The following is a 24,422-nucleotide window of genomic DNA, read 5'->3' as shown; positions in this document are numbered from 1 at the left end:
TGTGGTGGAAATAGATACGACAGTACTGACTGACCGGCAAGTCGAGGTGATAGAACTCCGGGAACAGGGGTACACGCAACAAGAAGTCGCTAACGAGTTGGGGACCACGGACTCAAATGTGAGTGCTATCGAGCGGGCAGCCGAAAAAAACATCGAGAAAGCACGTCGGACGCTTGAACTCCTCCGTACGATTCGTGCACCTGCACAATTCACCGTTTCGTCAGGGACTGAGTTCAACGAACTCGTCGACCAAGTATACGCTCACGGTGACGACGCAGGGGTGAAAATTCGCTACTGTCGCCCCGAACTCTACGCACACCTGTACAGCCTCCTCAAAGAGGTTGCTCATGAGAGTCGTTTATGCACCGAAGTTAGAGTCGGGCTGACTACGGAAGGGGATGTGAAGGTATTCTCTGAATAGTTATCTGGAGATACCATCTCTATAGTCGCCCTGTTTCCCGACGACCCGAGGTCTTCTAAATCCGGTTTTAAATGGGACAACGACAAAAGTCTCCACGGAAATCTCGGTCAGTTTCCCTACCCGGTCAGTTCGCAGTCATCGGCGAGACGACGGACCACTCTCGGGGATCAATCGTGTTCGCCTCGAACGAAGTCGTCTCGGGATAGGTCGTGAAGACCAAGAAGTCAACCCGGTCCTCGAGATACTGAATCAGCGTCTGCAGATTCTCGTCGGCAAGGCCGCCGAGACCGTCGAGAAGCATTACCGGGATGTCGTCGGTGGCGTCGAAGGCTTCATAGCCAGCCAATGCTGCGACGATGCCAAGCAGTTCAAGTTCGCCTTCACTCAGGGCGTCGAGGCTGGCCTCTCGGCCGTCTCTGGCAACAACGAGTTCGAATTCCGAAGTGAGCCGAACCATCTCGAATCCGACGTCGAACTTCGCGAGAATATCCTGAATAGCGTCGTCGAAAGCTTCGCGTGTCCGCCGTTTAATCTCCGACTTCCGGTCGCGCAGCCGATTGATTTCGTCGGTCATCTCCTTGCGCTCGGCCTCAAGGGTGTCACGCTGCTCGGCCTGCGATTCGAGCGTCTCAAGTTCCTCCTGGACCTCTTCGAGCCGCGTCTCCGTGTACTTAATCTGGCTCTCGACTTCGGTCAATTCGTCGTCCTCAGCCTCGACAATCTCCGAGAGTTCGTCGATCCGGCTCGCCAGTTCCTCGCGTCGCTCCCGGGCCCCCTCAAGGCTCGTCTCGCGCTCTTCGATCGTGGATTCGAGGCGTGCGATTTCGTCCTCGAGGTCGGATTCACGGCGTTGGGCCTGCTTTACCTTCTCTTGACGTTCCTGCAAGTCCGTGACCTCGCTCCGGTACTCGTTCGCCTGTTCTCTGAGTTCCGAGATTCGTTCACCAAGAGCGTCGAGATTCTCTTCAACAGCCGCTTTGCTTGTCTCGGAGCCACACGTCCAGCAGTGAATCGAGTCCTCAAGGAGGTCCCGATCGATGTCTGTAATCAGCTCTACCCGGTCCTCATCGATGAGGCGCTTGGTCGGTGCGTACACCGACTGCAGTAGCTCCGCGTCCTGTTCGACGCGGTTCAGGCGGTCCTTGCGTTCCTTGATTCGGCTCGCTAAATCCTCGTCTTCCGCCGGAACCTCAAGGGCATCTAGTTCCTCGCGCTTTTCTTCGAGTTTCTCTGTGGTCCGGTCGATTGTCTGCTCAAGCCGCTCGATGCGCTTCTCAACGGAGTCACGTTTGGCTTTCGCATCACTTAGTTCGTCGCGACGGTCCGAAACCGACTCCTCGTCTTGACGCCCCTCTTTGATGTCCTCGCGCCGCGTTTCCAGCTCCTCAAGTTCGTCCTCTAGGCGCTCTATCGTCACTTGGGTGTCCGAGAGTTGTTCGGCTGCCTTCTCGGCACGCTGGAGTTCTGTCTCGACCTGGTCGCGTTCCCGACTTAATTCGGCAATTCGTTCATCGATGTTCTCTAGGTCTAGCGGCCGAGTGAGCACAGTCTCAAGGTTGTCATCTTGGCGTACTGCCTCGCGGACATCGTTTGTATCGTCAAGGAAGGCATACAGCGACGCAGTTACTCGCGCCTTCTCGGATTCGAGATAGGGTTCACCCGACCGGACAATCGTCTCCCCATCGCGGTTGAGTTCGACCCGATAAGTCTCCGCGGCGGTTTCTAGCTGGACCGCACCGGAGTCCTCGCCTTCCGTTAGGACCGTCTCCGTTCCCATCACTGTCTCGATGGCGGTTACGAAGCTGGACTTCCCCTGCCAGTTGGTCCCGCGGACAGCATTGATTCCGGGTTCGAGCGACGCAGCACCTTCGCGAATGCCAGCGATGTTCTCGAATTCAAGGTTCCAGGTCATCTTAGCTCTCCACCCCCACAGACGGCGCGACCGGGAAGTGGTCCTTGCAGACGAACCCCCGCTCAACGGCATCCTCAATCGGAATCCGAATCGGGCAGTCCGGACAACTCAGGAGAATCTGAATCTCGATTTCAGCCCGATTGCCTTCGGGCAACTCGTCCTTCGTATCAAGAGAAGACAACGCATCCCGAACCTTCGACCGGGTGAGGCTCTTTGCAACCTCAAGGCTGCGGCGCTCCCAGTCCGATTCTGAGTTCTTGACTTCTTTCTCGCCATCGAGGCATGAGTTGAGGTGTTCTCGCATTGTGCTCCAAGAGACCATGTCGCTTTGGACCCGCTCTGGGTCGATTCCGTCGGCTCGGAGGTCGTCCATCACCTCTTCTTGGAGGAGTTTGTCGTCCCCGGTCAGCGCCGCGTAATCGCTACTCACCCGTGTCCCGGTCGTGTCCCGCCCGTACTCGTCGTAGACGGACTTGAGCAACCGTTTGTTGAACCACTCAGTGAGCGTCCGGTATCCGTCGGGGTCGCGTCCGTCCGCACCAGTCCAACGGGTCAGAAGACGCTCGTCAACGGTCCCGTACCGACCCTCGGACGCATCGAGGTCGTACCTGTCGGCGACGATCTCGATTTTGCATTTAGTCATTACGGAAATTTTCTCGCGTGCAAAATAAAAATGTGACTATTGTGTAGGCGACCACGAAGCATTTAGAGTCCGTTCCGGCGTCGTATTAACTCAGGAGTGAAGCGGTCGCTTTCTGCGTGTATATGCCGCCATATTGATAATCACCAGTTAAAGCGGTTGGATCGGCTTACAGTTTGTTGGGCACAAACATGACCCAGAAGAAATAATTGGAGACAGTACTCGTCTGCATCTGGCCGATTTATCATTTGCAAATATAAATAAGAATATTTATAATTGAGGGAGGTTGTTGAATCTAAACAGCATCCACAGCAAGATACAGAATAACGATTTACAGCCGAACTCTGAGAAACAGACAAGTCACATCGCGCTTGACGATGCCGTGGTCTAATTCTGTAATGAAGTTGAGGACTAGACACTACTATCAGTTTAGATATAAACAGATATCATTACCAGCGACTCTTTTTGACAAGGAGAACACCACTAAGCACGTGCCCCATATATCAGATACTATATAATATTTTCTTAATATATTCTACCATGGATAGTCGAAGATTGCAGAACCGTTCCCCAAATCGGCTCGTCTGGCGGAATCGTGGATGGTTTAACACGAGCACGTATCGGTCATCGCATCACAGCACGTCTTCTTCTCGCAGTCGTTCAATCTCCTCGCTCGAGTAACCGAGTTCACGAAGGATGGCCTCTGTCTGTTCACCCAGTGCGGGTGGGTACTGTCTGATCGATGTCGGCGTCCGCGAGAAGTGCATGGGACTTCCCGGCATCTCCACCTCGCCAGCCGTAGGGTGAGAGATAGTCCGGTACATCCCTCTGGCCTGCACCTGTGGATTGTCGAAGACTTCCGCCATTTCCTTGACATCCGAGGCTGGGACACCGTGCTCGTCCAACAGTTTGAGCATATCTGCGGTCGTGTACGCCGAGATTTCGGCCTCGATAATCGCGTCGAGGTCGTCTCGATTCTCGACACGGTCGGCGTTCGTCTCAAACCGTTCGTCTGCCACGAGATCCGGCCGGTCCATCGCCTTACAGAACCGTGGCCAGATGTTTTCGGAAGCCACAGCCACCACGACGTAGCCGTCGGTGGTCGGGAACGCTTGGTAGGGGGCAATGGTGGGATGTTTGCTCCCCATCCGCCCGGGCGATTCGCCGGTCGCGAAATAGTTCGAGGCCATGTAGGTCATCCAGGCAACCTGGCCGTCAAGCAGGCTGACGTCGACCTTCTGACCGGTGCCGTCGCCGAGTTCCCGCTCTAGGAGCGCAGCCAAGATGGCCTGTGCGGCGTACATCCCCGCCCCGATATCCGCGATGGCCACGCCGATTCTGACCGGCGGGCCGTCTTCCGCGCCGGTAATCGACATCATACCGCCCTCGGCCTGCATGATGATGTCGTAGGCCGGACGGTCCCGATCCGGGCCCCACTCGCCGTATCCCGACAGCGAGCAGTAGATCAGTTCGGGGTTCTCCGCGCGGAGGTCCTGATAGCCCAGATCCCACTCGTCCATCTGTCCGACACGGAAGTTCTCGACGACTACGTCAGCCTTCGCGGCGAGTTCGCGGAACAGGTCCCGTCCATCTTCACTGGCGAGGTTGAGCGTGATAGAGCGCTTGTTCCGGTTGACGCTCATGTAGTAGGCGCTCTCCTCGCTGTCGCCGTAGGTTGGCGGGTGCCAGCCACGGGTCTGGTCGCCCCCTTTCGGATGTTCGACCTTGACGACTTCCGCGCCGAGGTCTCCCAGTTGCATCGTACAGAACGGGCCGACCAGCACCCGCGATGCGTCAAGCACCGTCAGCCCATCCAGCGGGCCGACGTCGGTCTCGGAGGATTTGGCTTCGCCCACCATAGTCACTCGTAGGCGGCGATGCCAGTCAGGTCTTCCCCAAGAATCAGAGTATGAATGTCGTGGGTCCCTTCGTAGGTATACACTGTCTCGAGGTTGGCCATGTGTCGCATCGGCGAGTAGTCGGCGGTGATGCCGTTACCGCCGAGCATCTCGCGAGCGATGCGGGACTGGTCGCGGGCCATCCGGACGTTGTTGCGCTTGGCCATCGAAACGTGCTGGGGGCGCATCGCGCCGCGTTCTTTGAGGTCCGCGAGGCGGTGCGCGAGCAGTTGGGCGAGCGTTATCTGGGTGGCCATCTCGGCGAGTTTGTCCTGCTGTAGCTGGAACCGACCGATGGGGCCACCGAACTGGTCGCGGTCTTCTGCGTACTGTCTGGCGGTTTCGAAGCAATCACGTGCGGCGCCGATAGCGCCCCAGGCGATGCCGTAACGAGCTTGTGTTAAACATCCGAGTGGTCCACCCATACCTTCCGCGCCGGGCAGCAGGTTCTCCTCGGGAACAAACACGTCGTTGAGACCGATTTCACCAGTGATAGAGGCCCGAAGCGAGAGTTTCTCGGTAATCTTGTTCGTCGAGACGCCGTCGCGATCGGTCTCCACGAGGAATCCCCGGACGGGCGTGTCAGGGTCGGTCCGGTCACGCGCCCAGACGATGGCGACATCCGCAATCGGGGAGTTCGTAATCCATGTCTTCGCACCCTTCAGTCGGTAGCCGCCATCGGCCTCCTCAGCGTAGGTCTCCATCGCCGTCGGATTGGAACCGTGTTCGGGTTCGGTGAGGCCGAAACAGCCCACCGCGTCTCCCCTGCCGAGTTTGGGCAGCCACTCGTCTTTCTGTGCCTCCGAGCCGTAGGCGTGGATTGGGTACATTACGAGCGCACCCTGAACGGAGGCCATCGAGCGCAGGCCAGAGTCACAGGCCTCCAGTTCCTGCATCAGGAGACCATACGCGGTCTCAGAGACGTTTGGAGAGCCATATCCCTCCAAGTTGGGTGCATAGAACCCCATCTCACCCATTTCAGAGATCAATTGAGTGGGAAAGGTTCCCTCAATCCAGTGCTCGCCGATATTGGGGTGTACCTTCTCTTCCACGAATTCTCGGGCCGTGTCCCGGATCATCCGCTCCTCTGCGGACACATCCGATTCTACATCGAAGTAGTCGAGCATTGCAACCTATTGCGCGGGCCCGGTAATAATGATGGTGGATACCACCCGGTACCCTGTCGGTTTACGGTCCTGAGCAGCCGCGATTTTAGCGCTGACGGGAGATGGCCAGATGAGCCGTATTCAGTCTGTTCGGCCCATTCGGGCCACTTTAGCGGGGAAAACGCTTACAATCAAGGGACGCGACTCCTTTAGCAATGACAGACAGCAGATGGAGCGTTCCCGAGTCGACGGTGTATGCCCGGGCTCGCGAATTGCTCGAAGCAGATAAACCGGCGGTCCTCGCGACCGTAACCGATGTCGAAGGGAACGCCTATCGGCGTCCTGGTGCGAAGATGCTCGTCACGCCCGATGGCGATGGCCTCGGCAGCATCACAGCTGGGTGTCTGGAGGACCAAATCAATCGCATTGCAGCGGATGTCCTTGATAGCGGCTGTCCACGAATTGAAACGTACGACATGATGGAGGACGACGAGGACGTCTGGGGGCTCGGCGTCGGCTGTAACGGAATCATCGATGTCCTCCTTGAGCCGCTGACTGCAGACTACCGGCCGGCCCTCGACAGTGTTGCCGCGAATGAGCCCGTCGGCGTCGTCACGGTTCTCGACGGGAACGCCCCAGCCTGGAGTCGGGGAAACTACCGCCCCGGCAAGGGATTCGTCGAGGGATCGGACGCACCTGCGTGGGTCCGGGACGCAGTCGAATCTGAGGTCAAAGACCACCTTGAACAAGAACGCAGTGGCGTGGTCCGTGTCGAAACCGACGCGGGGGCAGCCGAGGTGTTCGTAGATGCGCTCACGCCGGCCCCAAAACTCGTCGTCGTCGGCTCCGGCCACGACGTCGGTCCCGTGGTCGAATTGGCCGCGAACGCCGACTTCCGCGTCCACGTCGTCGGGTTCCGGGGAACCACGGACTCGGATCAGTTCCCCTCCGCCACCGAGGTTAATTCGACCTCACCGGCACGGATTCGGGACACCGAGTCCTTCGACGAGGACACCTACGTCGTCATTATGACGCATAACTTCGTCGACGACCGACTCGCGCTTGAGGAACTACTCGAGACCCCTGTTCCATACATCGGGCTCATGGGCCCGCGCGAGCGCTTCGAGGAACTGCTCGCGGCGATGGACGACGATGAGACCGCCACGACACCAACCGAGACCGATCTGGAGCGGGTTTACACCCCGATCGGTCTCGATTTAGGTGGGAGTACGCCCTATGGAATCGCCCACAGCATCGTCGCCGAACTTCTGGCCGTCGCGAACGACCGGGATCCACAGCATCTCTCAGCGCGCGACGGGGCGATCCACAACCGCGAAGACGGGTGATCGGTCGGCCGACGCACGTTTTCGGCGGTAACGGAACTGCAGAATAGGGAGCGGCGGCTCTGCCGGTTAGTCCCGGAGTTCGTCCGCCAAGTCGAGGATGCCTTCAATGTCCAGCGTCCCCTCGTCAAGGACAACGGTGCCGTCGAGTTCGACGGTCGGGTCGAGGACGAGACCGTCGAAGTGGATTTCGCTCTCTAGGGTGCCACCAAGACTGGTGTCGTCGCCGATAGCGAAGTGGACGGTACCGGCCTTCTTTTTGTCCTCGGCGAGGTTGCCGATCAGGCGCGCGTCGGGGTTGGTCCCGATTGCGAACTCGGCGAGATTGCCGGCGTTCTTGCCAGCATCGTCGACAATAGCCTGTAACTCGTCGGCCTCGCTACCACCCGAAATATCGGTCAGCGTTCCCGCCTCGAACGTGAGTTCGATCGGTTCGTCGAGATGGCCGATGTTGTCCATCGAGTAGTCGATGACGACGGTCCCGTCAGTGCCTGGTTTCTTTTGCGGACAGGTCGGCGACTCCCCACCTGGAAGCGCGGAGAAGCCGTAATCATGGAAGTAGCCATCGAGGGAGAACGCCGAGCTGCCCTCCAAGTTCAGGTCGATGTCCGTTCCGGCAGGGCTGGTAACGTGGGCCTCGCTGGCAGCGTCAAGGACATCACGCGTAGCAGCGGTGACCTCACGAAGCCGCTCGTAGTCGGTGTTCATGCCCCCTTCAATCAGCATGTCTTCCGTGACGCCCCGAAGGACAACGACACGCGTGCCGGCGTCTGAGGCCGCGAGTCGGGACTGCGTGTGCGTGATCGCGTGGGTCGTTGCAGTGAAGGCCACGTCAGCGGCCTTCATCGCGGCGGCAACCGGTTCCGGTGGTTCGTTCCCGTGGGCATCCAGTCGCGGCATTATCGATAGGGTTGCGTTCGCACCCGTCGACCGCGCTGCGTTGGTGATTGCACGCCCCACGCTCACCTTCTCCGGATCGGAGATGACGAGCACCTCCTCCTCTGCAGTAACCGTTGCCAGTTCTTCGACGATGCGTCGCGAAATCGGACTGAGTTCGAAGTCTATCATTAGATACCAACTCCAAGGTACTTCTCGAGGATCGCTTCATTCTCGCGCAGTTCAGCTGGCGTTGCCTGCTCGTGGATCCGGCCGTTGTCCATCAGGTAGACGCGGTCGGCGATGTCCATTACCAGGTCAACGTTCTGTTCGACGATAACGATAGTGTATCCCGAATCGGCGATCTCTTCGGTGATATCGGCGATTTCGGGAATCAACGAGGGCATCAGCCCCTCGGTGGGTTCGTCCATCAACACGAGTTTCGGGTCCCGCATCAGTGCGCGGGCCATCGCCACCATCTGCTGTTCACCGCCCGAGAGGGTGCCGGCCTTTTGCTGGAGCCGTTCCTCGACGCGGGGGAATCGCTCGTAAATCTGGTCGAGGATACTCTGATCCCGGGTCGCCGTCCCGAGCCCCATCGTCAGGTTCTCCTCGACAGTCAAGTCGGGAAACATTCCCCTGTCCTGCGGGACATAACCGATTCCACGGTTGGCAATCTCGCTCGCTGAGTTGCCTGAAATTACCTCATCCTCGAATCGGACCGTTCCAGTTCGCGGAGGGGTTAACCCGATGATTGATTTCATGGTGGTGGTTTTTCCGACACCATTGCGACCGAGGAGAGCGACCACCTCGTCGTTGTCAGCCTCGAAGCTGACATCGTGGAGGATGTGGCTCTTCCCGTAGTAGGTGTTGATGGCGTCCACTTCCAGCATTAGTACTCCCTCCCGAAGTAGACTTCTTGCACTTGTTCGTCCGTCTTGATCTCCGAGGGTTTCCCCTCTGAAATGATCTCGCCGTGATGAAGCACGGTAAGGCTATCGACGAGTTCCATCACCAAATCCATGTCGTGTTCGATGAGCATGATCGTAACCTCTCCGTGGAGTTCCTCAAGCAGGTTGACCACGGTCCGTGTCTCACTGGCTGAGAGCCCTGCCGCGGGCTCGTCGAGAAGGAGCATATCCGGATCGCTCGCGAGCGCGAGCGCCATCTCAAGGACCTTCTGGTCGCCGTGTGAGAGGTTCTCTGCTGTCTCTTCTGCATGTTCCATGAGACCGACGCGCTCCAAGAGTTCCATCACACGCTCGTGGCCGGCTTCGTCGTCGCTGTAGCGTTCAAGCGGGTTCAGAAAGCGCTTCTGGCCATTGATAGCCCCGAGGACGTTCTCCGTGACCGTCAGTTCGGGGAAGATACTGGTGATCTGAAAGGCGAGAGCCATCCCACGAGAAGTGATCTGGTGCGGCGGCATGTCCGTAATCTCCTCATCGTGAAACCAGATTTCGCCGGACGACGGATCAAGCATCCCTGAGAGCATGTTAAACACGGTGGTCTTACCGGCCCCGTTCGGGCCGATCAATCCACGAATCTCGCCCTCGTAAATCTCGAGGTCAACATCGTTGACAGCGACCAGTGAGCCGAACCTGCGGGTCAATCCGTCCGTCCTGAGTATGGTCTCACTCATCGGTAGTCACCTCGGTAGCGCCGGGATCAGCATCGGGGTCTGTCGGCGACTCAGGTTCGTCTCCCCCAGGCAATACGCCGCGGTCTTGGAGCCAGTCGCGAACGCGGTGGGACATCCCAACGACACCCTCCGGCTCGAAGATCACGGTGAATAACAAGATTGCGCCGATAATCAGCGGGTAGACATCGGTAATCCCGCTCACGAAGTTCGAGGCTCCTTCGATCAGGACCGCGCCTAAGATAGCGCCGATCAGCGTCGCTCGGCCGCCAACAAGCGTGTAGATGACCGCGTCACCAGAGACAATGAGAGCGAAGTGCGAGGCGCTCACGAACCCAGTGACGTACATGCTGAGCACACCCGCCACACCGGCGAATGCGCCACTGACGCTGAAGGCAATCAGCTTGTAAACCGTAACGTTGTACCCGAGCATCCGCGCGCGCTGTTCATTGTCACGGATCATTCGGAACACGAGGCCAATCGGCGAGTTCACGAGGCGGTTCATAGCCATGAGCGAGACTCCGACCACGGCCAAGACGAAGAAGTACCTGAACATCGGGTTTAGCATCGAGAACTCCCCGAGCATCGGTAGCGCGAGTTCAGGAATGATGACGCTCATCCCGTCGGTACCGCCGGTAATCGACGTCAAGCTCACCGCGGCGAGGTTCGCGATTAGGACGATCAGGATCGTAACGATCACGAATCCGTGCGAACTGACTCGAATCGCGATGAGACCCAGACCGATGGCGATGACGGCGGTAACGAGGAATCCAACGAGCATGGCGGTGAGAACGCCCTGACCGTAGTCTTGGATTGCGAATGTCGCCGCGTACGCGCCGACGCCATAGAACGCGGCGTGACCGAAGCTCAACAATCCTGTGTAGCCGTAGATTAGGTCGAAGGAAGCCCCATACAGCCCCAGCGCCAGGACTGACGCGCCTAAGAACAACAGGAAGTTGTCCACAGTGAAGGGGTAGATTACGGCGATAGCCGCAAGCGCAATCCAGGCCCCGTTCGTGGGAGTCAGCGTTCCGAGTGGCGTCTCGATGTTCCGGGTCACGCGGATGCACCCCGGAAGATGCCGTCAGGGCGAACCAATACGAATGCGATCATGAGCGCGAATGTCAGGATGCGTGCCTCTATGGGGGTCATGAATAATGAACTCACGTTCTCGACGAGTGCGTATATCAAACTGGCGACGAGGACGCCGCGCAGAGAGCCTAAGCCGCCGACGATTACCACCATGAAGGCCACCGCAAGGATGTCGAGCCCCATCAGGTGGCCCACACTGACGATCGGTGCCAGCAACACGCCGGCCAGCGCGGCCAAGAACGAGCCTAGGCCGAACGTGAAGACGAACACTTTCGAAGTGGGAATTCCGAGCGCACTTGCGGTTTCTCGGTCCTGACGGACGCCCCGCATCCAGGTCCCATAGCGGGTCCGGAAGAGGAACAGGTATAGACATACCATCAGGACGATGGAGACGACGCCGACGACAAGACGGTACTTCGAGTACGAGATGCCCGCAAACGACACCGTGCCACCGACTGGCGCGGATACCGAGCGGGTACCGGGGCCGAACGTCATCAGCGCCAAGTGATCGAAGATCAACAATAGGCCGAACGTCGCGATCAGAGTGATCGTGAGGTCGTCCTCAATCGGCCGGAGGATTGTGCGCTCGACGGTCATCCCGATGACGCCGACGGCAAGGGGCGCGACCAGCAGCGCCGCGCCGAAGCTCCCGGTGGCATCTATCATAAACCAGCCGATGACAGCACCGAGCATATACAGCGATCCGTGGGCCATATTGACGATTTCAAGCAGCCCGTAGATTTGGTTGAGTCCTAATGCGATCAGCGCCACGATAAGTCCCCAAGTGACGCCGTTCAGTATCGCCACCGCGAGGTCACTTCCCAGCGCCATACTATTTGTTGGCGGGCGAACGGCCCGCTGCGTGAGTACCGGTTAACAGCGGCCAGTTCCTCGACAGTACTCCGTGAATCCGTCCAGTTATCCGGCACCTCGTTGTGGCACACGTGCCACTGTGATGCACTCTCATGGCTTGGTCCAGTAGTTTCAACGCCGTTGATATAAATGTTGCTGGAAGCCCCAGTCGCCTGAACGGTCACGAACAGCGGCCGCCCGTTGGCTTGCTGTACCCGCCAGAGTATGGACAAGCTATATATTTCATCTCCTGAAACGACAATCCGTGGTATGAGTTACCAACACATATCCAATGAGGTTGGTCGCCCGTGACCGACGAAAGCGACGGCGGAATCGTCGTACGGGACACCGCGACACTCCCGCAATACGGCAGCGGTGCGTTCGCGAGTCAAATCGTAGCCGACGAAAGCGTCGGTGTCGAGAATGTCAGCGTCGGGGTCGTCACCTTCGAACCGGGCGCGGAGGGCTCTCCACACGTACGCGAAGTCGAAGAGATAGTGTACGTTCTTGAGGGCGAGGCGGAGATCGTCACCGACGACGAGACGTACAGGCTAACAGCGAATCAGGCGGCCGTGATTCCACCTGGCGTACAGCACAAACACGTCAACGTCGGGACCGAACCGCTCCGGAAACTGTGGATCTTTGCACCACAGGGCCCGGAAGCAGCAATCAGAGACCGGGAGGTGTCCGAGTCGTGAGCACGCTCGTCACGAACATCGGCCGGATTATCACCGGGCGGCTGGAGGAGCCGATTCTCGACGGGGATTCGGTGTATATCGAGAACGGGAAAATTCGTGAACTGGGCACGACAATCACCACCGCGGACACGAAGATCGACGCCGGCGGTCTCACCCTGACACCCGGTCTGATCGACTCCCACATCCACCCGGTGTTCGGCGACTACACCCCACGGCAGCAAACGCTCGGTTGGTGTGAGAGCTATCTGCACGGTGGGATTACCTCGATGATCTCAAACGGAGAACCTCACCTTCCCGGACGACCTGATGACGTCGAGAGCGCCAAGTCCCTAGCCACGCTCGCCCGGAAGTCACTCGCTAATGACCGCCCCGGCGGCGTCAAGGTCAGGGGCGGCACGCTGATTCTCGACGGCGACATGACTGAGGATGACATCGAGGATGTCCACCGGGAAGGCGTCGAGCGCTTGAAATTCCTCATGCCGGTTGAGGAACGCCAACGCGCCCGAAATCTCATCTCCTGGGGTCACGAGCGGGACATGATAGTCCTGATGCACTGCGGCGGCACGAGCCTTCCCGGCGTGAAGTCAACAGACGCCGAGATGTTCGTCGACATCGGCCCCGATATCGCGGCCCATGTCAACGGCGGCCCGACGCCAATCCCGGACGATGAGGTGACGAAACTGGTCACCGAGACGGAAATCGTTCTAGATTTAGTGCTCGCCGGAAATCAGCGCGTCGCGGTCGACGTACTGGAGATGGCTGCCGACCGCGACGAACTCAACCGCATCCAGATTGGCACCGACACTCCTTCCGGAACCGGGGTGACGCCGCTCGGAGTACTGCTTGAGGCCGCAACACTCTGTGGCATGACCGACGTATCCCCCGAGGAGGTTCTTTGTCTAGCCACCGGCACCACGGCCCGCCACCACGGCCTCGACACCGGCCGAATCGAGGAGGGACGGCCGGCGGACCTGACGCTGATGGGTGCGCCGAAAGGGAGTGCAGCCGAGACGGCTCTCGAGGCGCTCGATGCCGGCTCGTATCCGGCGATAGCAACGGTGCTCGTCGATGGCGAGGTCCACGTCGATGGGAGCCGGAACACCGCCCCTGCGAAACAGACCGCGACCATCGAACACACATGACTGACCCGACCATCCGGACGCAGACAGTAATCGAATCGAAGACCGAACGCGACGGCGAACGGGCGCTCGACGACCCGGTCACGAAGGTCGCTGCAGCGGCCGTAATCGACAATCCCTATGCGAGGGAGTGGCAGGAGGATTTGTCGCTACTCACCGAGTGGGGCGCCGACCTGGGCGGACAGCTCGCCGAGACGGCCGTCGACAGGCTCGGTGGACCTGACCGGGTCGAGAGCTACGGGAAAGGGGGTATCGTCGGAACCGACGGCGAACTCGAACACGTCGCGGCGATGCTCCACCCCGAACTCGGGACGCCGCTGCGAGAGGCCGTCGGCGGCGGCGACGCCATCATCCCGAGCGCGAAAAAACACGGCGGGCCGGGGACAGTCCTCGACGTCCCGACCCACTACAAGGACGAGGCCTACGTCCGGACCCACTACGACGCGATGCCGGTCCGTATTGAGGACGCGCCCGCGGCAGACGAACTCGTGTTGATTGTCGTCGTGACGGACGGCGGCCGGCCCCACCCGCGAATCGGTGGTCTGCAGGTTGACGATCTTGAGGACTGAGCTGGCTTAGACCTGCAGCGCTACTAAGCCGGCTCCGAGCGCGACTATGCCGGCTGCGGCGACGATTTTCCACGTGACCCGTTCGAGCCGCTGGAGAAAGACGTAGGAGATGAGGATCACGAACAGCGGGCTCGTCTGCAAGACCGGCTGGACCAGCACGACTGGCGCCACCGCCAGTGCCGCATAGTAGCTGAGCAGGAACGCGGAGTTGGCGAGGCCAGCCGCCACATACCATTTCGTGTTGACTGACTCGAACACGCCGCGTTCCGGCAGCACACCGCGGTACCGCAGATACGCGTAGAAGGCGACCGTCGCCGTCACCGTCTTGACACCGAGGCCGACGAACGGCGAGGTGCCGGTCGCTAATCCGACTTTCGCGAAGATGGGCTCGATACCGTACAGGAATGCGGAGGCCAGTGGTAGCGCGAGGTACGACCACGAAATCGACTCGAGCCCGGTCGAAGAACTGCGACTCTCCCAAGAGATGATGGCGACGCCGACCACCACCAGGACCGTGCCGACGGCCATCACTGGTGTCAGCGTCTCTCCGAGGACAAGCACTGCGAGGACGGCCGCGTGAAGTGGCTGGGATGCCTTAATCGGTTCCGACCGGCTCGCACCGATTCGCTCGATGCCCGCGTACTCGAAGGCACGGCCCATCATCGTCCCGACCAAGCCTGCCGCAGCGAACGCAAGCAGCGAGTTCCTCGATAGGCTGTAGTCAGGATAACCGACCACGAGTGCGACGGGAACCAGCACGGTAATGTTGACAAGCAGGACGACGATTAGAGCGTCGTTCGACCGGCCGCTATCCGTTCCGATGCGGATGCAGCCGACCTGAATCGCTAAGAATAGCGCGGCCGCGACAGCCAGCCCAGGCCCGAGTAACTCGACCATTTGTTCGGTCGGTCGTAGCCATCCGTGTTCGTTCTATCGGTGCCAGTAACCCGCGTGTTGTCGGTCAGAACTCCTGGCCGGCAAGGTTCGCGCGGGGGGGCCGCGGTGGCTCCGTCAGTTCCATCTGCGTAACGACATCTAGCTCCGAGCCCGAAATTTGGGTGATGTAGCGGTTCATGAACGCCTGGTGATCTTCTCCACGGATGAACTTATCACCCTGTGGGTAGGAAATCCCCTCATCGACCGATGGTCCGCTCTCGAACCACTCGATGAACGCCTGGTGATCTTTTTGGCTCTCCCAGTCGGAGGCCTCGATACCATCACGGATGAACGACATCGCCTCGTAGGCGACCCAGTACTGGCGGACAAGCGCCTCGCTTGCACCTTCGACATCCGCGAGTTCCCGGAGGTGGTTGTTCCCCTCCGTGTCCAGCGTCGGGGGGAGTCCAGTGATGTACGAAGCGCCCTGCCCCGCGTCTTGGATGTCCGAGACGTTCGTCCCCTCGATTCCGGAAATGTCGCCGAAGCGGGCCCCCGGGGTGTCCAGGTCGGCGCTCTGTTGCAGGAAGCTAATCGAGGACGGCAGGATTAGAGCGTTGAACAGGACATCGGTGTCCTCGGGGACTCCGTTCAGATACGAGTTGAGGTCGCTCTCGCCGACAGGGACGCCAATCGTTTCCAAAATCTCGCCGTCGTCACCCATGGTTTCCTGAATCGCATCCCGCCACTGCTGGCCGAACGCGTAGTCTTGGTACATGATGGTCCAGTTCGTCCCGAGGTTCTCCAGCCCCCACTCGACACCCAGCGCCGCATTCTGCGTGATTTCGTGTGCGGTCCGAATCGTCCAACGGTTGCCGTCCTCACCCGTCGTCGACGGCGCCGAACCGGCCGGGAAGTACGGCACCTGCATCTGCTTGGCAAGTGGAATCGTCGCGATGTTAACACCGGAGGAGAAGGAGCCGATGACGAAGTCGACCCCTTCTTGCTGAGCCAGTCGCCGGAAGACCTGCCCGCCAGTTTCGGCGTCAGTCTCGGTGTCCTCAACGAGCAGTTCCACCTCGCGACCGTCGATTCCGCCGTCCTCGTTAATCTCCTCAACGTATGCCTCCAGTACCCGCCTGAACCAGAAGCCGTACGTCGACAGCGCACCAGTGAGGTCAGCCTGGAGGCCAACCTTGATGGTGTCGCTATCGCCGCCGTTGCCATTGCCGTTGCCATTGCCGCCGCCCAGACAGCCCGCCAGACCCACGGCGCTCCCTGCGCCGATTGTTCGAATAACGTTACGTCTGTTAACGAATTGTCTCGTACCCTTCATGCTTGTTTACCTCTGTGGCGTTTTGAACACAATCCACACTGTGGTATGTGTCTTCAACCCATAGATAAACCCGCTTGTCATAAAACTTGTGACGAGAGGGACAGTAGTTTCTATCGGCACACTACTCCGACTCGTAGGATGAGAAATGCGACAGTGTGTGGCCCAACAGTGATTCGGACAGACGACTCCGGGCTCAGAACTCCTGGCTGGCCAGGTTCGCCCGCGCCTCGAAGCTGGGTTCGTCGACCTCGACCCGCTTAGCGTTGGTTAGCTGGCCGTCCTCGATGCGCTCGATGTGCATGTCCATGAACGCCTGGTGGTCCTCCCCGCGGAAGAACTTCGGCCCCTGTGGGTACCGCTCGCTGCCTTCAACCGAGGGACCGCCCTCGAACCACTCGATGAGCGCCTGGTGATCCCCCGACCCGGACCACTCGGTCGCGGTTACCGCGTCTTCGATCCACGAAAGTGCCTCGTAAGAAGCGTTGATGTGGCCACCGAGGTAGATGTTGTCGCTGTCCGACGGGTTCGCCATCTCACGTAGTTGTTCGACACCGTCTACGTCCACGTCGCTCGTGTCACGCGGGAGCATCGTCACATACTCCGCACCCTCCGCGCCCTTGCCGGTCTCGCTGACATCTACGCCCTCGATGGAGGCAATGGCACCGAGTCGCTGGCCTGGCGTGTTGAGGTCCGCGCTCTGCTGGAGGAAGCCCAGCGACGAGGCACCAATCAACGCGTTGAACAGGACTTCAGTATCCTCTGGCACTGAGTTCAGGTAGGAGTTCAGGTCACTTTCACCCACCGGCACGCCGATGCTTTGGAGTACTTCACCGTCGCGCCGTTCGACGGCGGCGGTCACCGCGTCTCGATACTGTTGGCCGAACGCGTAGTCCTGGTAGATAATCGTCCACTTCGAACCGCTCTCAATCCCGTGTTCAACGGCGATTTCAGCGGCGTGCTCCGTGCTGTGGTTGTTTCGCACCACCCAGCGGTTACCGTCCTCGCCGGTAATCGAGGGCGCCTCTCCCAGCGGGAAGTACGGTACTTGCATCTGCTTGGCCAGCGGGTTCGTCGCGATTGAGACGCCAGAGGACTGCGAACCGATGACGAAGTCGACGTCCTCTTGTTGGACGAGGCGCCGGAAGACCTGCCCGCCGGTTTCGGCGTCGGTCTCAGTGTCCTCGACGAGTAGTTCCACCTCACGGCCGTCGATACCACCGTCCTCGTTGACCGCCTCGACGTAGTTCTCAAGGACGCGACGGTGCCAGAATCCGTATATCGACAGCGCACCGGTGAGATCGGCCTGAAGACCGATTTTGATTGTGCCGCCTTCGCCATCGCCGCCGTTGCCGTTCCCTCCCCCGTTGCCGCCGAGACAGCCCGATAGGCCGACCGATCCTACGCCGGCTACCGCAGTGAGTCCCTTCAGGGTTGATCTCCGAGTGACAGTTCGGTCGCTGTTCCCCTCGCTGGGGTTGTCATGGTTACTCATATGTCTGCATTAAGAGATATGGGGTTTCTATTTATACTTTTTGGAGGTTTGGGTCGTTCGAAGGCTGGCTGGAGGTCAATTCAGGGGCAACCATAGTGTAGCCGCCGCTCCTGAGCCACCAGCCACAGGGTGCGGGGTACGGTGGGGTAATGGGACTGTAATCCGGCATGATTGGGGTATCCGGTACATTTACCTTGCAGTATTGAGACTCCAACGCATGGGTGATTCCGTGCAGTATTACCAACCCGGTTCGCTCGCCGACGCGGTGGACCGTCTGAAGGAGGCCGACGAGGCAAAGATAGTCGCCGGCGGCCAGAGCATGATGCCCCTGCTACGGCAGGGGCTCATCTCCCCTGACGCGCTCGTAGACATCACCGAGATACCCGACCTAGACGCGGTGACGGTAACCGATGGAACCGTCGAAATCGGCGCGCTCGTGACTTACTCCGAGTTGCTCGAGACCGAGATTTGTGCTGACCTCGACCTGCTCAGTGACGCCGTGAAGGCGATTGGCGACGTGCCGGTGCGCAACGCAGGGACGATCGGTGGCGGTGTCTCTCACGCCGACCCGGCCCAAGACCTGCCTCCGGCGCTCCAGTGTCTTGATGCCAAGGCAGTCAGCTTTGATGGGGACGAGACCCGCCACCACGACCTCTCGGAGTTCTTCCTTGATTACTACCTGACGGAACTCGAACCCCACGAGATCGTCACCGGAATCAAGTTCGAGCGACCGCCCGCACGGGCAGGAGGTGCGTACGCGAGCGACACCGAGGCCCCCGGCGGCTGGTCGACGGCCGGTGTCGCCGCGTTGATAGTCCCCGACGCGGACGATGGTGAGACGTGCACTGACGCTCAACTCGCCTACTGCGCCGGTGCACCGGTCCCGAAGCGCGTCCCAGAGGAAATCGAATCGCAGTTGGTCGGCGACCGAATCGACCGGGAAACCGTTGACGAGGTCGCAATGGCAATCGTCGAGGACCTCGAACTGATCGACGATGTGGATGACGACGTTGAGTACCGGAAACACCTATTCAGGGTCATGACTAAGCGTGCGATTACCACCGCTCTACGACGGTCTGATGCACCCCCTCTCACGGAGCCAGCACAATGAGCACGATCGACAACATTACGGTCGAGTTGAACGGCGAAGAACAGACGTTCTCGGTTGAACCCGGCGTTCCGCTTCGGGACGCCATCCGGAACGAACTCGAACTGACCGGGACCAAGGAGGCCTGCGAGGTCGGCGAGTGCGGCTCCTGCATGACCCTCGTCGACGGTACGCCGGTCAAGTCCTGTCTGATTCCGGCCCACCAAGCCGACGGTAAGGAGGTTACGACGGTTGAGGGCTTGGCGGACCACAATGGAGACGGCGTGGACCTTCACCCCGTCCAAGAGGGATTCATCGAGGAGTTCGGGATGCAGTGTGGCTACTGCACGCCCGGCTTCGTTGTCTCCACCGTGGCGCTACTTGAGGAGAACCCAGACCCAACCCGCGAGGAAATCAAACAATACCTCAAGGGGAACCTCTGTCGCTGCACCGGCTACACCAAAATCTTCGACGCCGTCGAGCACGCGGCCGAAGAGTACGAAGGCTGACGAGCTCGGTAGACTCCCTGTCGCTCAAGCGACGACCGGATGGCCGTACTTGTCGTGTGTGCCGGATATCCGAAATCGATCGCGTCTGGTGGGAATCTATTTATATCTCGCTCAACCACGTCGAGTCGGAGATGGAGATTCAAGACCTATCTATCCGCGTCGACGAAGAGACGAGCGTCCCACCGAAGCTGCCGACGTTCCGGCAAGGTCGGGTCGTCCGACACGAAGAATCGGACTACGAGAGCGACTTCATGGCCACCACGACTCACATCGGCACACACATGGACGCCCCGTACCACTTCGATGCCGACGGCCGAAGAATCGGTGACATCGAGCTGACGGAGACGATTCGACCCACGAAACGCGCCGACGTGCGCGACGTTGCCGAACCCAACACGGAGATTACGCTCGATCAGGTGAAAGAGCGCCTGTCCAGCCCACTCGAAGAAGGAGAGTTCCTCTTCGTCCACACGGGCTGGAGCGACGAACACGAAGGGACGCAGTCGTTCTACGGCGATAACCCCTACTACTCGGAGGGGATCGCGGAGTACGTCGTTGAGCGCGGCGCGCGCGGTCTGATTACCGACGCGGCGATCGACCCCGGCGACGAGGGGTATCGGAACCACTACACTCTGCTCGAGGCCGACAAGGTCATCGTTGAGAACGTGGTCAACTGCGACGGACTACCCGACGAGTTCACTACGTACGTTGTCCCGATGCGACTGGCCAACGGCGACGGTGCGCCAGCACGGGTCTTCGTGATCCGCGACAAATGAGCCCGACCATCGCCGCTGTGCAGTTCGAGGCCGGTCCGGACGCCTCGCCGGAGGAGAATCTCGAGCGCGCGATAGACGAGTTGCGGGAGACTGCGGCCGACGCGGACGTGGCCTGTCTTCCCGAGTACTTCGCCACGCCATACTTCCCGGCCGAGCAGGACCCGGACAATTTCGAGCTTGCCGTCCGCGACGACAGCGAATTCGTGGACCGAATCCGGGAAACCGCAGCTGACCTCGACACCGCTATCGTCGCACCGGTGTTCGAAGAGGGATACCCGGGCGGCCGCAACTACAACACGGCGCTGATAATCGACGACGGGGGAGAGCTTACGGGCAAGTACCGCAAACTCCACCCCTTCCAGCGCCCCGGCTACAACGAGACCTACTACTTCTCACCCGGTGACTTGGGGGCGCCGGTGTTCGACGTTGGTGGTCTCACAATCGGCGTTATGATTTGCTTCGACCGCCACTTTCCCGAGATCGCCCGCGTCCAGGCGCTCCGTGGGGCCGACGTGGTCTTCGTGCCGACCTGCAGTTTCGGTGAGGAGAATCGCGACGAAGTGTGGGTGAAAGAACTCACCGGCATTGCCGTCTCGAGCTCCGTCTACGTGGTCGGTGTCAACCGCGCGGGCACCGAGGGGGGCCAGACCCACTTCGGGGCCTCTACCGTAATCGACCCCCGCGGCGAGGAACTCGGCACCCTCGGCACCGAACCCGACACCCTCACCACCGATATCTCCCCGTCAAAGGTTACCAATGTTAGGCGCACGACGAAACACCTAAACGATATCAGGCGCGAATTACTACCAGACCTCGAGTCAATCTGATTGGGGGGCGGCGTTTTGTTAAGGGATTCGACACTATCCCACGCCCTAAGCCCGTGTGCTATTGTTAAATCTCATAGGTGTTGGCGGTGTATTCCGATTCGTCGGGTAGCGATCGGGAGAAGAATTAAGTCGGTTGTTCGTGTGTGAACACTTGCATGGAATTCGAAGGAGAATTTAGTGTCACGAGCAGTCCGTCGGAGACTTGGGCCTTTTTGCAGGACCCCGAGCAGATCGGAACAGTCATTCCCAACTGCCAAGACATCAAAGTTATCGACGACACGCACTACACCGCCGAGATTGGAGTCTCGGTGTCACATATCTCGGTGACCTTCGACGTGAACGCCGAAATCACCGAGGAAATCGAAGAAGAACTGCTGAAGTTCCGCCTTACCGGCAACGCCAAGGAGGGCGACAGTCGGATGGAATCCAACGTCACGGTCCGCATGTCTGAGGGAGACGACCCGAATGTGACCGACATCAAATGGGAGAACCACGTCGACGTCACCGGCCGCATCATGAACATGGGCAGCCGAATCGTCAAGAGCGTCGGTATGCGCCAGACGAACAAGGCCATTGACAACTTCAAGGGTGAACTCGGTGAAGTCGAAACCGAAGAGTCCGGTGGCCTCCTCGGCTAAGACGTTCGGACTGACCGATGCAACGCTGACGTAAGGGATCGACACCTTCGGAACCGAAAGGCAAGCGACCACGGCCCGAAACGAAGAAGAACGCGAACGCGAATCCGTTCAGCAGCGATTCGACAACCGCGACATCACTCGGATCCGTAGTCGGGACCTTTTTCGACCGCATCCAGTAGCATTTCCGGTGTAAAGGGAATCTTCCCCATCCGGCCGCCAGTCGCGTCTTTGACTGCATTCCCGATTGCAGCGGCACTGGGGATTAAGACCGCCTCGCCAACTCCCTTCGCGCCGTACGGACCGTCCTCGTGGGCCGATTCAACGATCTGTGTCTCGATGTTCAGCGGGTGTTCCGTCGAGAACGGAACCTTGTAGTCCAGCAGGTTTGCGTTGTCGATGCGGCCGTTGTCGTGGGTAAGCGCCTCGTATAGCGTGGAGCCGATGCCCATGCTGATGCCGCCCTCGAGTTGGCCCTCGACCATCTTCGGGTTGATCGCGTTGCCGACGTCGTACACTGAGACGAACTTGTTGAATCGGACTTCGCCGGTGTACTTGTTGATCTCGAGGTCACAAGCCTGCGCCCCGTGCGTGTAGAACGCCGTCAAGCGGTCTCCCCGTCCCGTTTCGGGGTCGACGTTCTTCACCGGTGAGTGCCACGTCGCTTTCCCCAAGATCTCACCGCCTTCCTTCAGGAACCCACCGCCGGCGAATACGGTCGGCTCGAACAGGTCTGCGAAAGGCATCCGCTGGCCATCGCCTTCGCCCTGAACGTACACCTCACCGTCGTCGGTCGCGAGGTCCTCCGGTTCAACGTCGAACTTCGCGGCGGCGTGCTGGTACAGCTGTTCTTTGGCGTCGTGGCAGGCCTTCCGGACGGCATTGCCAGTGTTGAACGTCAGCCGGCTGGAAATCGATCCGTCGTCGTAGGGCGTGACCTCCGTGTTCCCACGGAGGACGCGCACGTCGTCCAAGTCGACGCCGAACTCCTCGGCGGCGATCTGGGCGAGGACTGTCATCGACCCGGTGCCGATTTCCTCCGCCGTGGTTCGCACCTCGATCTTGCCGTCGCCGTGGACCTTCACGAACGCGCTGGAGGCGGTCGGGGCCATGCTGTACTTGCTTCCCTGCGCGAGGCCGACGCCGCGGAGCCACTCGTCGTCCTCGGCTTCGCGTTCGCGATTGTCCATATCGATGGCCTTCGCCGCGCGGTCCAGACACTCCTTTGCCCCCATGCTCTTCATCACCTCACCGGCCGGGTTCTCGTCACCTTCCTCCATCGTGTTCCGCTCACGGAAGGCGGTCGGGTCCCAGCCTTGGTCCATGACGATGTCCTCGATTAGGGACTCGATAGCGAAGATGAGTTGTGAGTTCCCGAAGCCACGGAAGGAACCGGCGATGGGAAGGTTCGTATAGACGCCGTAGGAGTCGAACTTCAGGTTCGGGATGTCGTAGGTTCCGACAGCGGCGAACCCACAATTTCGAGTAACCAAGAAGCCGGTTCCGGCGTAGGCGCCGCCGCCGAGGTAGGTCTCGATCTTGAGCCCAGTGATTTTTTGATCGTCGGTGACGCCAATCTTCAGGTCCGTCTCGAACGGCGTCCGGTAGGTTCCCTCGATGAACTGGTCCTGACGCGTGAAGGCCAACTTGACGGGCCGGTAGTCAGTGTGCTGGGCGACCGCGGCCGCAAGCGGTTCAGTGACACCCTCCTTGCCGCCAAAGCTCCCACCGACGTAGGGAACCTCGAGATTGACCGACGAGGATGGCACGTCGAAGGCTGCCGCGAGCATGTTCTTCACCCGGTAGGTCGTGTTGGTGGAAGTCCACACCTTCAGTTCGTCCTCGGGTGTCCACTCGGCGACGCTGACGTGGGGCTCCATCTGGACGTGATGCATCATGTCCGTGTCGAAGGAACCCTCATACACGTGGTCGGCCTCCTCGAAGCCGGCTTCGATGTCACCGGTCCGAATGCGATGGTTGGCGTAGAGATTCGGCCGATCGGGGTCGAGGCGCGGTTCGAGCACGTCACTGGTATCGTACTCGTGTAGGTCATCGTGGACAACAGCGGGTGGGTCCTTTTTGAGCGCCTCGCGTGTGTCGAAGACTGCATCGAGAGGTTCATACTCGACCTCAACGGCGTCCGTAGCCTTGCGGGCAATCTCCTCAGTTTCAGCGGCGACGGCCGCCACCGGTTCTCCCACGAACCTGACCTTTTGCTTCGGGAGAATGTACTCGTCGTCGATTCCCGAGCCGAACCGGTTGTCCGGAACGTCCTCCCCGGTGATGACAGCCGCGACGCCAGTCATCGCTTCGGCGCTGCTCGTGTCTATATCCAGAATTTTCGCGTGTGCGTGCTTACTGTGGACGAGTTCGACGTGCAACATCCGTGGCTTCTCGATGTCGTACGTGTACTCGGCCTCGCCGATGATCTTGCTCACGGCGTCAAGGCGCTCTTCAGAGGACCCGACGACATCGGTTTCCTCGTCGGGTTCCTGCTCGACCGTCTCCTCAGAGACGGTTTCGTGCTTACTCATACCATGCGTCTATTGCGAGGTGTCGCATATATATTTTCGTCTCGCTGTTAGAGACACAGAGGAATCGGATGCAACAGCACAGGTGTATCTCAATACAAAACGAGGTGTATCAATGGGTCGCTAACCGCCGTATTCGTCGCCGTACTGGTTGTAACCATGTTCTGTCGG

Annotated in this window: 23 protein-coding genes; 10 read left to right on the top strand and 13 right to left on the bottom strand. The window is 59.7% G+C overall.

Features of this window, described 5'->3' with window-relative positions; translation table 11 throughout:
• Positions 1–4 precede the first annotated feature (4 nt).
• A complete protein-coding gene (locus NMP98_RS15745; protein WP_254858812.1) occupies positions 5–421 on the top strand; it encodes a Tfx family DNA-binding protein in 417 nt (138 codons plus the stop codon).
• Positions 422–545: 124 nt separating this feature from the next.
• Here NMP98_RS15745 and NMP98_RS15740 read toward each other — a convergent pair whose 3' ends face one another.
• The 4 genes from NMP98_RS15740 to NMP98_RS15725 all read right to left on the bottom strand — a co-directional run bounded on the left by NMP98_RS15740 (position 546) and on the right by NMP98_RS15725 (position 5,998).
• The gene (locus NMP98_RS15740; protein ID WP_254858811.1) at positions 546–2,333 is read right to left on the bottom strand and encodes an archaea-specific SMC-related protein; all 1,788 of its coding nucleotides are present in this window, start codon (positions 2,331–2,333) and stop codon (positions 546–548) included.
• Position 2,334: 1 nt separating this feature from the next.
• Positions 2,335–2,976, bottom strand: coding sequence for a rod-determining factor RdfA (rdfA, locus tag NMP98_RS15735; protein ID WP_254858810.1), 642 nt, complete (start codon positions 2,974–2,976; stop codon positions 2,335–2,337).
• Between the two features lie 629 nt (positions 2,977–3,605).
• Entirely contained in the window at positions 3,606–4,832 is a 1,227-nt protein-coding gene (locus tag NMP98_RS15730) for a CaiB/BaiF CoA transferase family protein (protein WP_254858809.1), read from the bottom strand.
• A 2-nt stretch (positions 4,833–4,834) separates the two neighbouring features.
• Positions 4,835–5,998, bottom strand: coding sequence for an acyl-CoA dehydrogenase family protein (locus NMP98_RS15725; protein ID WP_254858808.1), 1,164 nt, complete (start codon positions 5,996–5,998; stop codon positions 4,835–4,837).
• A 194-nt stretch (positions 5,999–6,192) separates the two neighbouring features.
• Between NMP98_RS15725 and NMP98_RS15720 the strand changes: the two genes are divergently transcribed.
• Positions 6,193–7,323 carry an XdhC family protein gene (locus NMP98_RS15720; RefSeq protein ID WP_254858807.1) on the top strand — a complete coding sequence of 377 codons (1,131 nt, stop codon included), beginning with the start codon at positions 6,193–6,195 and terminating at the stop codon, positions 7,321–7,323.
• A 66-nt stretch (positions 7,324–7,389) separates the two neighbouring features.
• Here the strand turns inward: NMP98_RS15720 and NMP98_RS15715 are convergent, their stop codons facing one another.
• From NMP98_RS15715 to NMP98_RS15695, 5 genes are read right to left on the bottom strand one after another with little or no spacing between them, the layout of a single operon-like run.
• Positions 7,390–8,388 (bottom strand): aminopeptidase, encoded by a 999-nt coding sequence (locus NMP98_RS15715; RefSeq protein WP_254858806.1) that lies wholly within the window; start codon positions 8,386–8,388, stop codon positions 7,390–7,392.
• Entirely contained in the window at positions 8,388–9,089 is a 702-nt protein-coding gene (locus NMP98_RS15710; protein ID WP_254858805.1) for an ABC transporter ATP-binding protein, read from the bottom strand. Before NMP98_RS15710 ends, NMP98_RS15715 begins: the two co-directional genes overlap by 1 nt.
• Positions 9,089–9,835: an ABC transporter ATP-binding protein gene (locus NMP98_RS15705; protein WP_254858804.1), complete on the bottom strand. Its 747-nt coding sequence runs from the start codon at positions 9,833–9,835 to the stop codon at positions 9,089–9,091. Before NMP98_RS15705 ends, NMP98_RS15710 begins: the two co-directional genes overlap by 1 nt.
• Positions 9,828–10,892: a branched-chain amino acid ABC transporter permease gene (locus NMP98_RS15700; RefSeq protein ID WP_254858803.1), complete on the bottom strand. Its 1,065-nt coding sequence runs from the start codon at positions 10,890–10,892 to the stop codon at positions 9,828–9,830. Before NMP98_RS15700 ends, NMP98_RS15705 begins: the two co-directional genes overlap by 8 nt.
• Entirely contained in the window at positions 10,889–11,755 is an 867-nt protein-coding gene (locus NMP98_RS15695; RefSeq protein WP_254858802.1) for a branched-chain amino acid ABC transporter permease, read from the bottom strand. Before NMP98_RS15695 ends, NMP98_RS15700 begins: the two co-directional genes overlap by 4 nt.
• 329 nt (positions 11,756–12,084) lie before the next feature.
• Between NMP98_RS15695 and NMP98_RS15690 the strand changes: the two genes are divergently transcribed.
• From NMP98_RS15690 to NMP98_RS15680, 3 genes are read left to right on the top strand one after another with little or no spacing between them, the layout of a single operon-like run.
• The gene (locus tag NMP98_RS15690; protein ID WP_254858801.1) at positions 12,085–12,474 is read left to right on the top strand and encodes a cupin domain-containing protein; all 390 of its coding nucleotides are present in this window, start codon (positions 12,085–12,087) and stop codon (positions 12,472–12,474) included.
• Positions 12,471–13,616, top strand: coding sequence for an amidohydrolase family protein (locus NMP98_RS15685; protein ID WP_254858800.1), 1,146 nt, complete (start codon positions 12,471–12,473; stop codon positions 13,614–13,616). The genes NMP98_RS15690 and NMP98_RS15685 overlap by 4 nt, the downstream gene beginning before the upstream one ends.
• Positions 13,613–14,182: an amino acid synthesis family protein gene (locus NMP98_RS15680; RefSeq protein WP_254858799.1), complete on the top strand. Its 570-nt coding sequence runs from the start codon at positions 13,613–13,615 to the stop codon at positions 14,180–14,182. The genes NMP98_RS15685 and NMP98_RS15680 overlap by 4 nt, the downstream gene beginning before the upstream one ends.
• Positions 14,183–14,188: 6 nt before the next feature.
• Here NMP98_RS15680 and NMP98_RS15675 read toward each other — a convergent pair whose 3' ends face one another.
• The 3 genes from NMP98_RS15675 to NMP98_RS15665 form a co-directional block, all read right to left on the bottom strand.
• Positions 14,189–15,079 carry an EamA family transporter gene (locus tag NMP98_RS15675; RefSeq protein ID WP_254858798.1) on the bottom strand — a complete coding sequence of 297 codons (891 nt, stop codon included), beginning with the start codon at positions 15,077–15,079 and terminating at the stop codon, positions 14,189–14,191.
• Between the two features lie 64 nt (positions 15,080–15,143).
• Positions 15,144–16,328 carry an ABC transporter substrate-binding protein gene (locus NMP98_RS15670; RefSeq protein WP_254858797.1) on the bottom strand — a complete coding sequence of 395 codons (1,185 nt, stop codon included), beginning with the start codon at positions 16,326–16,328 and terminating at the stop codon, positions 15,144–15,146.
• Between the two features lie 259 nt (positions 16,329–16,587).
• Positions 16,588–17,886, bottom strand: coding sequence for an ABC transporter substrate-binding protein (locus NMP98_RS15665; RefSeq protein WP_254858796.1), 1,299 nt, complete (start codon positions 17,884–17,886; stop codon positions 16,588–16,590).
• A gap of 217 nt (positions 17,887–18,103) precedes the next feature.
• Here NMP98_RS15665 and NMP98_RS15660 point away from each other — a divergent pair, with 217 nt between their 5' ends.
• The 5 genes from NMP98_RS15660 to NMP98_RS15640 all read left to right on the top strand — a co-directional run bounded on the left by NMP98_RS15660 (position 18,104) and on the right by NMP98_RS15640 (position 21,723).
• Positions 18,104–18,997, top strand: a complete 894-nt coding sequence (locus tag NMP98_RS15660; RefSeq protein ID WP_254858795.1) for an FAD binding domain-containing protein — start codon at positions 18,104–18,106, stop codon at positions 18,995–18,997.
• Positions 18,994–19,482: a (2Fe-2S)-binding protein gene (locus NMP98_RS15655; protein WP_254858794.1), complete on the top strand. Its 489-nt coding sequence runs from the start codon at positions 18,994–18,996 to the stop codon at positions 19,480–19,482. The genes NMP98_RS15660 and NMP98_RS15655 overlap by 4 nt, the downstream gene beginning before the upstream one ends.
• A 131-nt stretch (positions 19,483–19,613) precedes the next feature.
• A complete protein-coding gene (locus tag NMP98_RS15650; protein ID WP_254858793.1) occupies positions 19,614–20,258 on the top strand; it encodes a cyclase family protein in 645 nt (214 codons plus the stop codon).
• Between the two features lie 17 nt (positions 20,259–20,275).
• Positions 20,276–21,085: a carbon-nitrogen hydrolase family protein gene (locus tag NMP98_RS15645; protein ID WP_254858792.1), complete on the top strand. Its 810-nt coding sequence runs from the start codon at positions 20,276–20,278 to the stop codon at positions 21,083–21,085.
• A gap of 155 nt (positions 21,086–21,240) precedes the next feature.
• Positions 21,241–21,723 (top strand): SRPBCC family protein, encoded by a 483-nt coding sequence (locus NMP98_RS15640; protein WP_254858791.1) that lies wholly within the window; start codon positions 21,241–21,243, stop codon positions 21,721–21,723.
• A gap of 134 nt (positions 21,724–21,857) precedes the next feature.
• On the opposite strand, the gene NMP98_RS15635 is transcribed toward NMP98_RS15640, so the two are convergent.
• The gene (locus NMP98_RS15635) at positions 21,858–24,254 is read right to left on the bottom strand and encodes a xanthine dehydrogenase family protein molybdopterin-binding subunit (protein WP_254858790.1); all 2,397 of its coding nucleotides are present in this window, start codon (positions 24,252–24,254) and stop codon (positions 21,858–21,860) included.
• Positions 24,255–24,422: the final 168 nt, after the last annotated feature.

This window comes from Natronomonas gomsonensis (assembly GCF_024300825.1).
Lineage (GTDB): Archaea > Halobacteriota > Halobacteria > Halobacteriales > Haloarculaceae > Natronomonas > Natronomonas gomsonensis.
Note: the sequence above shows the minus strand (reverse complement) of the source record. Positions and strands in the feature narration are given on the sequence as shown.

What these genes read in the sequence shown, in the direction of transcription:
- NMP98_RS15740 (WP_254858811.1), bottom strand. Translation starts at nt 2,333, where the DNA reads ATGACCTGGAACCTTGAATTCGAGAACATCGCTGGCATTCGCGAAGGT.
- rdfA (WP_254858810.1), bottom strand. Translation starts at nt 2,976, where the DNA reads ATGACTAAATGCAAAATCGAGATCGTCGCCGACAGGTACGACCTCGAT.
- NMP98_RS15730 (WP_254858809.1), bottom strand. Translation starts at nt 4,832, where the DNA reads ATGGTGGGCGAAGCCAAATCCTCCGAGACCGACGTCGGCCCGCTGGAT.
- NMP98_RS15725 (WP_254858808.1), bottom strand. Translation starts at nt 5,998, where the DNA reads ATGCTCGACTACTTCGATGTAGAATCGGATGTGTCCGCAGAGGAGCGG.
- NMP98_RS15720 (WP_254858807.1), top strand. Translation starts at nt 6,193, where the DNA reads ATGACAGACAGCAGATGGAGCGTTCCCGAGTCGACGGTGTATGCCCGG.
- NMP98_RS15715 (WP_254858806.1), bottom strand. Translation starts at nt 8,388, where the DNA reads ATGATAGACTTCGAACTCAGTCCGATTTCGCGACGCATCGTCGAAGAA.
- NMP98_RS15710 (WP_254858805.1), bottom strand. Translation starts at nt 9,089, where the DNA reads ATGCTGGAAGTGGACGCCATCAACACCTACTACGGGAAGAGCCACATC.
- NMP98_RS15705 (WP_254858804.1), bottom strand. Translation starts at nt 9,835, where the DNA reads ATGAGTGAGACCATACTCAGGACGGACGGATTGACCCGCAGGTTCGGC.
- NMP98_RS15695 (WP_254858802.1), bottom strand. Translation starts at nt 11,755, where the DNA reads ATGGCGCTGGGAAGTGACCTCGCGGTGGCGATACTGAACGGCGTCACT.
- NMP98_RS15680 (WP_254858799.1), top strand. Translation starts at nt 13,613, where the DNA reads ATGACTGACCCGACCATCCGGACGCAGACAGTAATCGAATCGAAGACC.
- NMP98_RS15675 (WP_254858798.1), bottom strand. Translation starts at nt 15,079, where the DNA reads ATGGTCGAGTTACTCGGGCCTGGGCTGGCTGTCGCGGCCGCGCTATTC.
- NMP98_RS15665 (WP_254858796.1), bottom strand. Translation starts at nt 17,886, where the DNA reads ATGAGTAACCATGACAACCCCAGCGAGGGGAACAGCGACCGAACTGTC.
- NMP98_RS15660 (WP_254858795.1), top strand. Translation starts at nt 18,104, where the DNA reads ATGGGTGATTCCGTGCAGTATTACCAACCCGGTTCGCTCGCCGACGCG.
- NMP98_RS15655 (WP_254858794.1), top strand. Translation starts at nt 18,994, where the DNA reads ATGAGCACGATCGACAACATTACGGTCGAGTTGAACGGCGAAGAACAG.
- NMP98_RS15650 (WP_254858793.1), top strand. Translation starts at nt 19,614, where the DNA reads ATGGAGATTCAAGACCTATCTATCCGCGTCGACGAAGAGACGAGCGTC.
- NMP98_RS15640 (WP_254858791.1), top strand. Translation starts at nt 21,241, where the DNA reads ATGGAATTCGAAGGAGAATTTAGTGTCACGAGCAGTCCGTCGGAGACT.
- NMP98_RS15635 (WP_254858790.1), bottom strand. Translation starts at nt 24,254, where the DNA reads ATGAGTAAGCACGAAACCGTCTCTGAGGAGACGGTCGAGCAGGAACCC.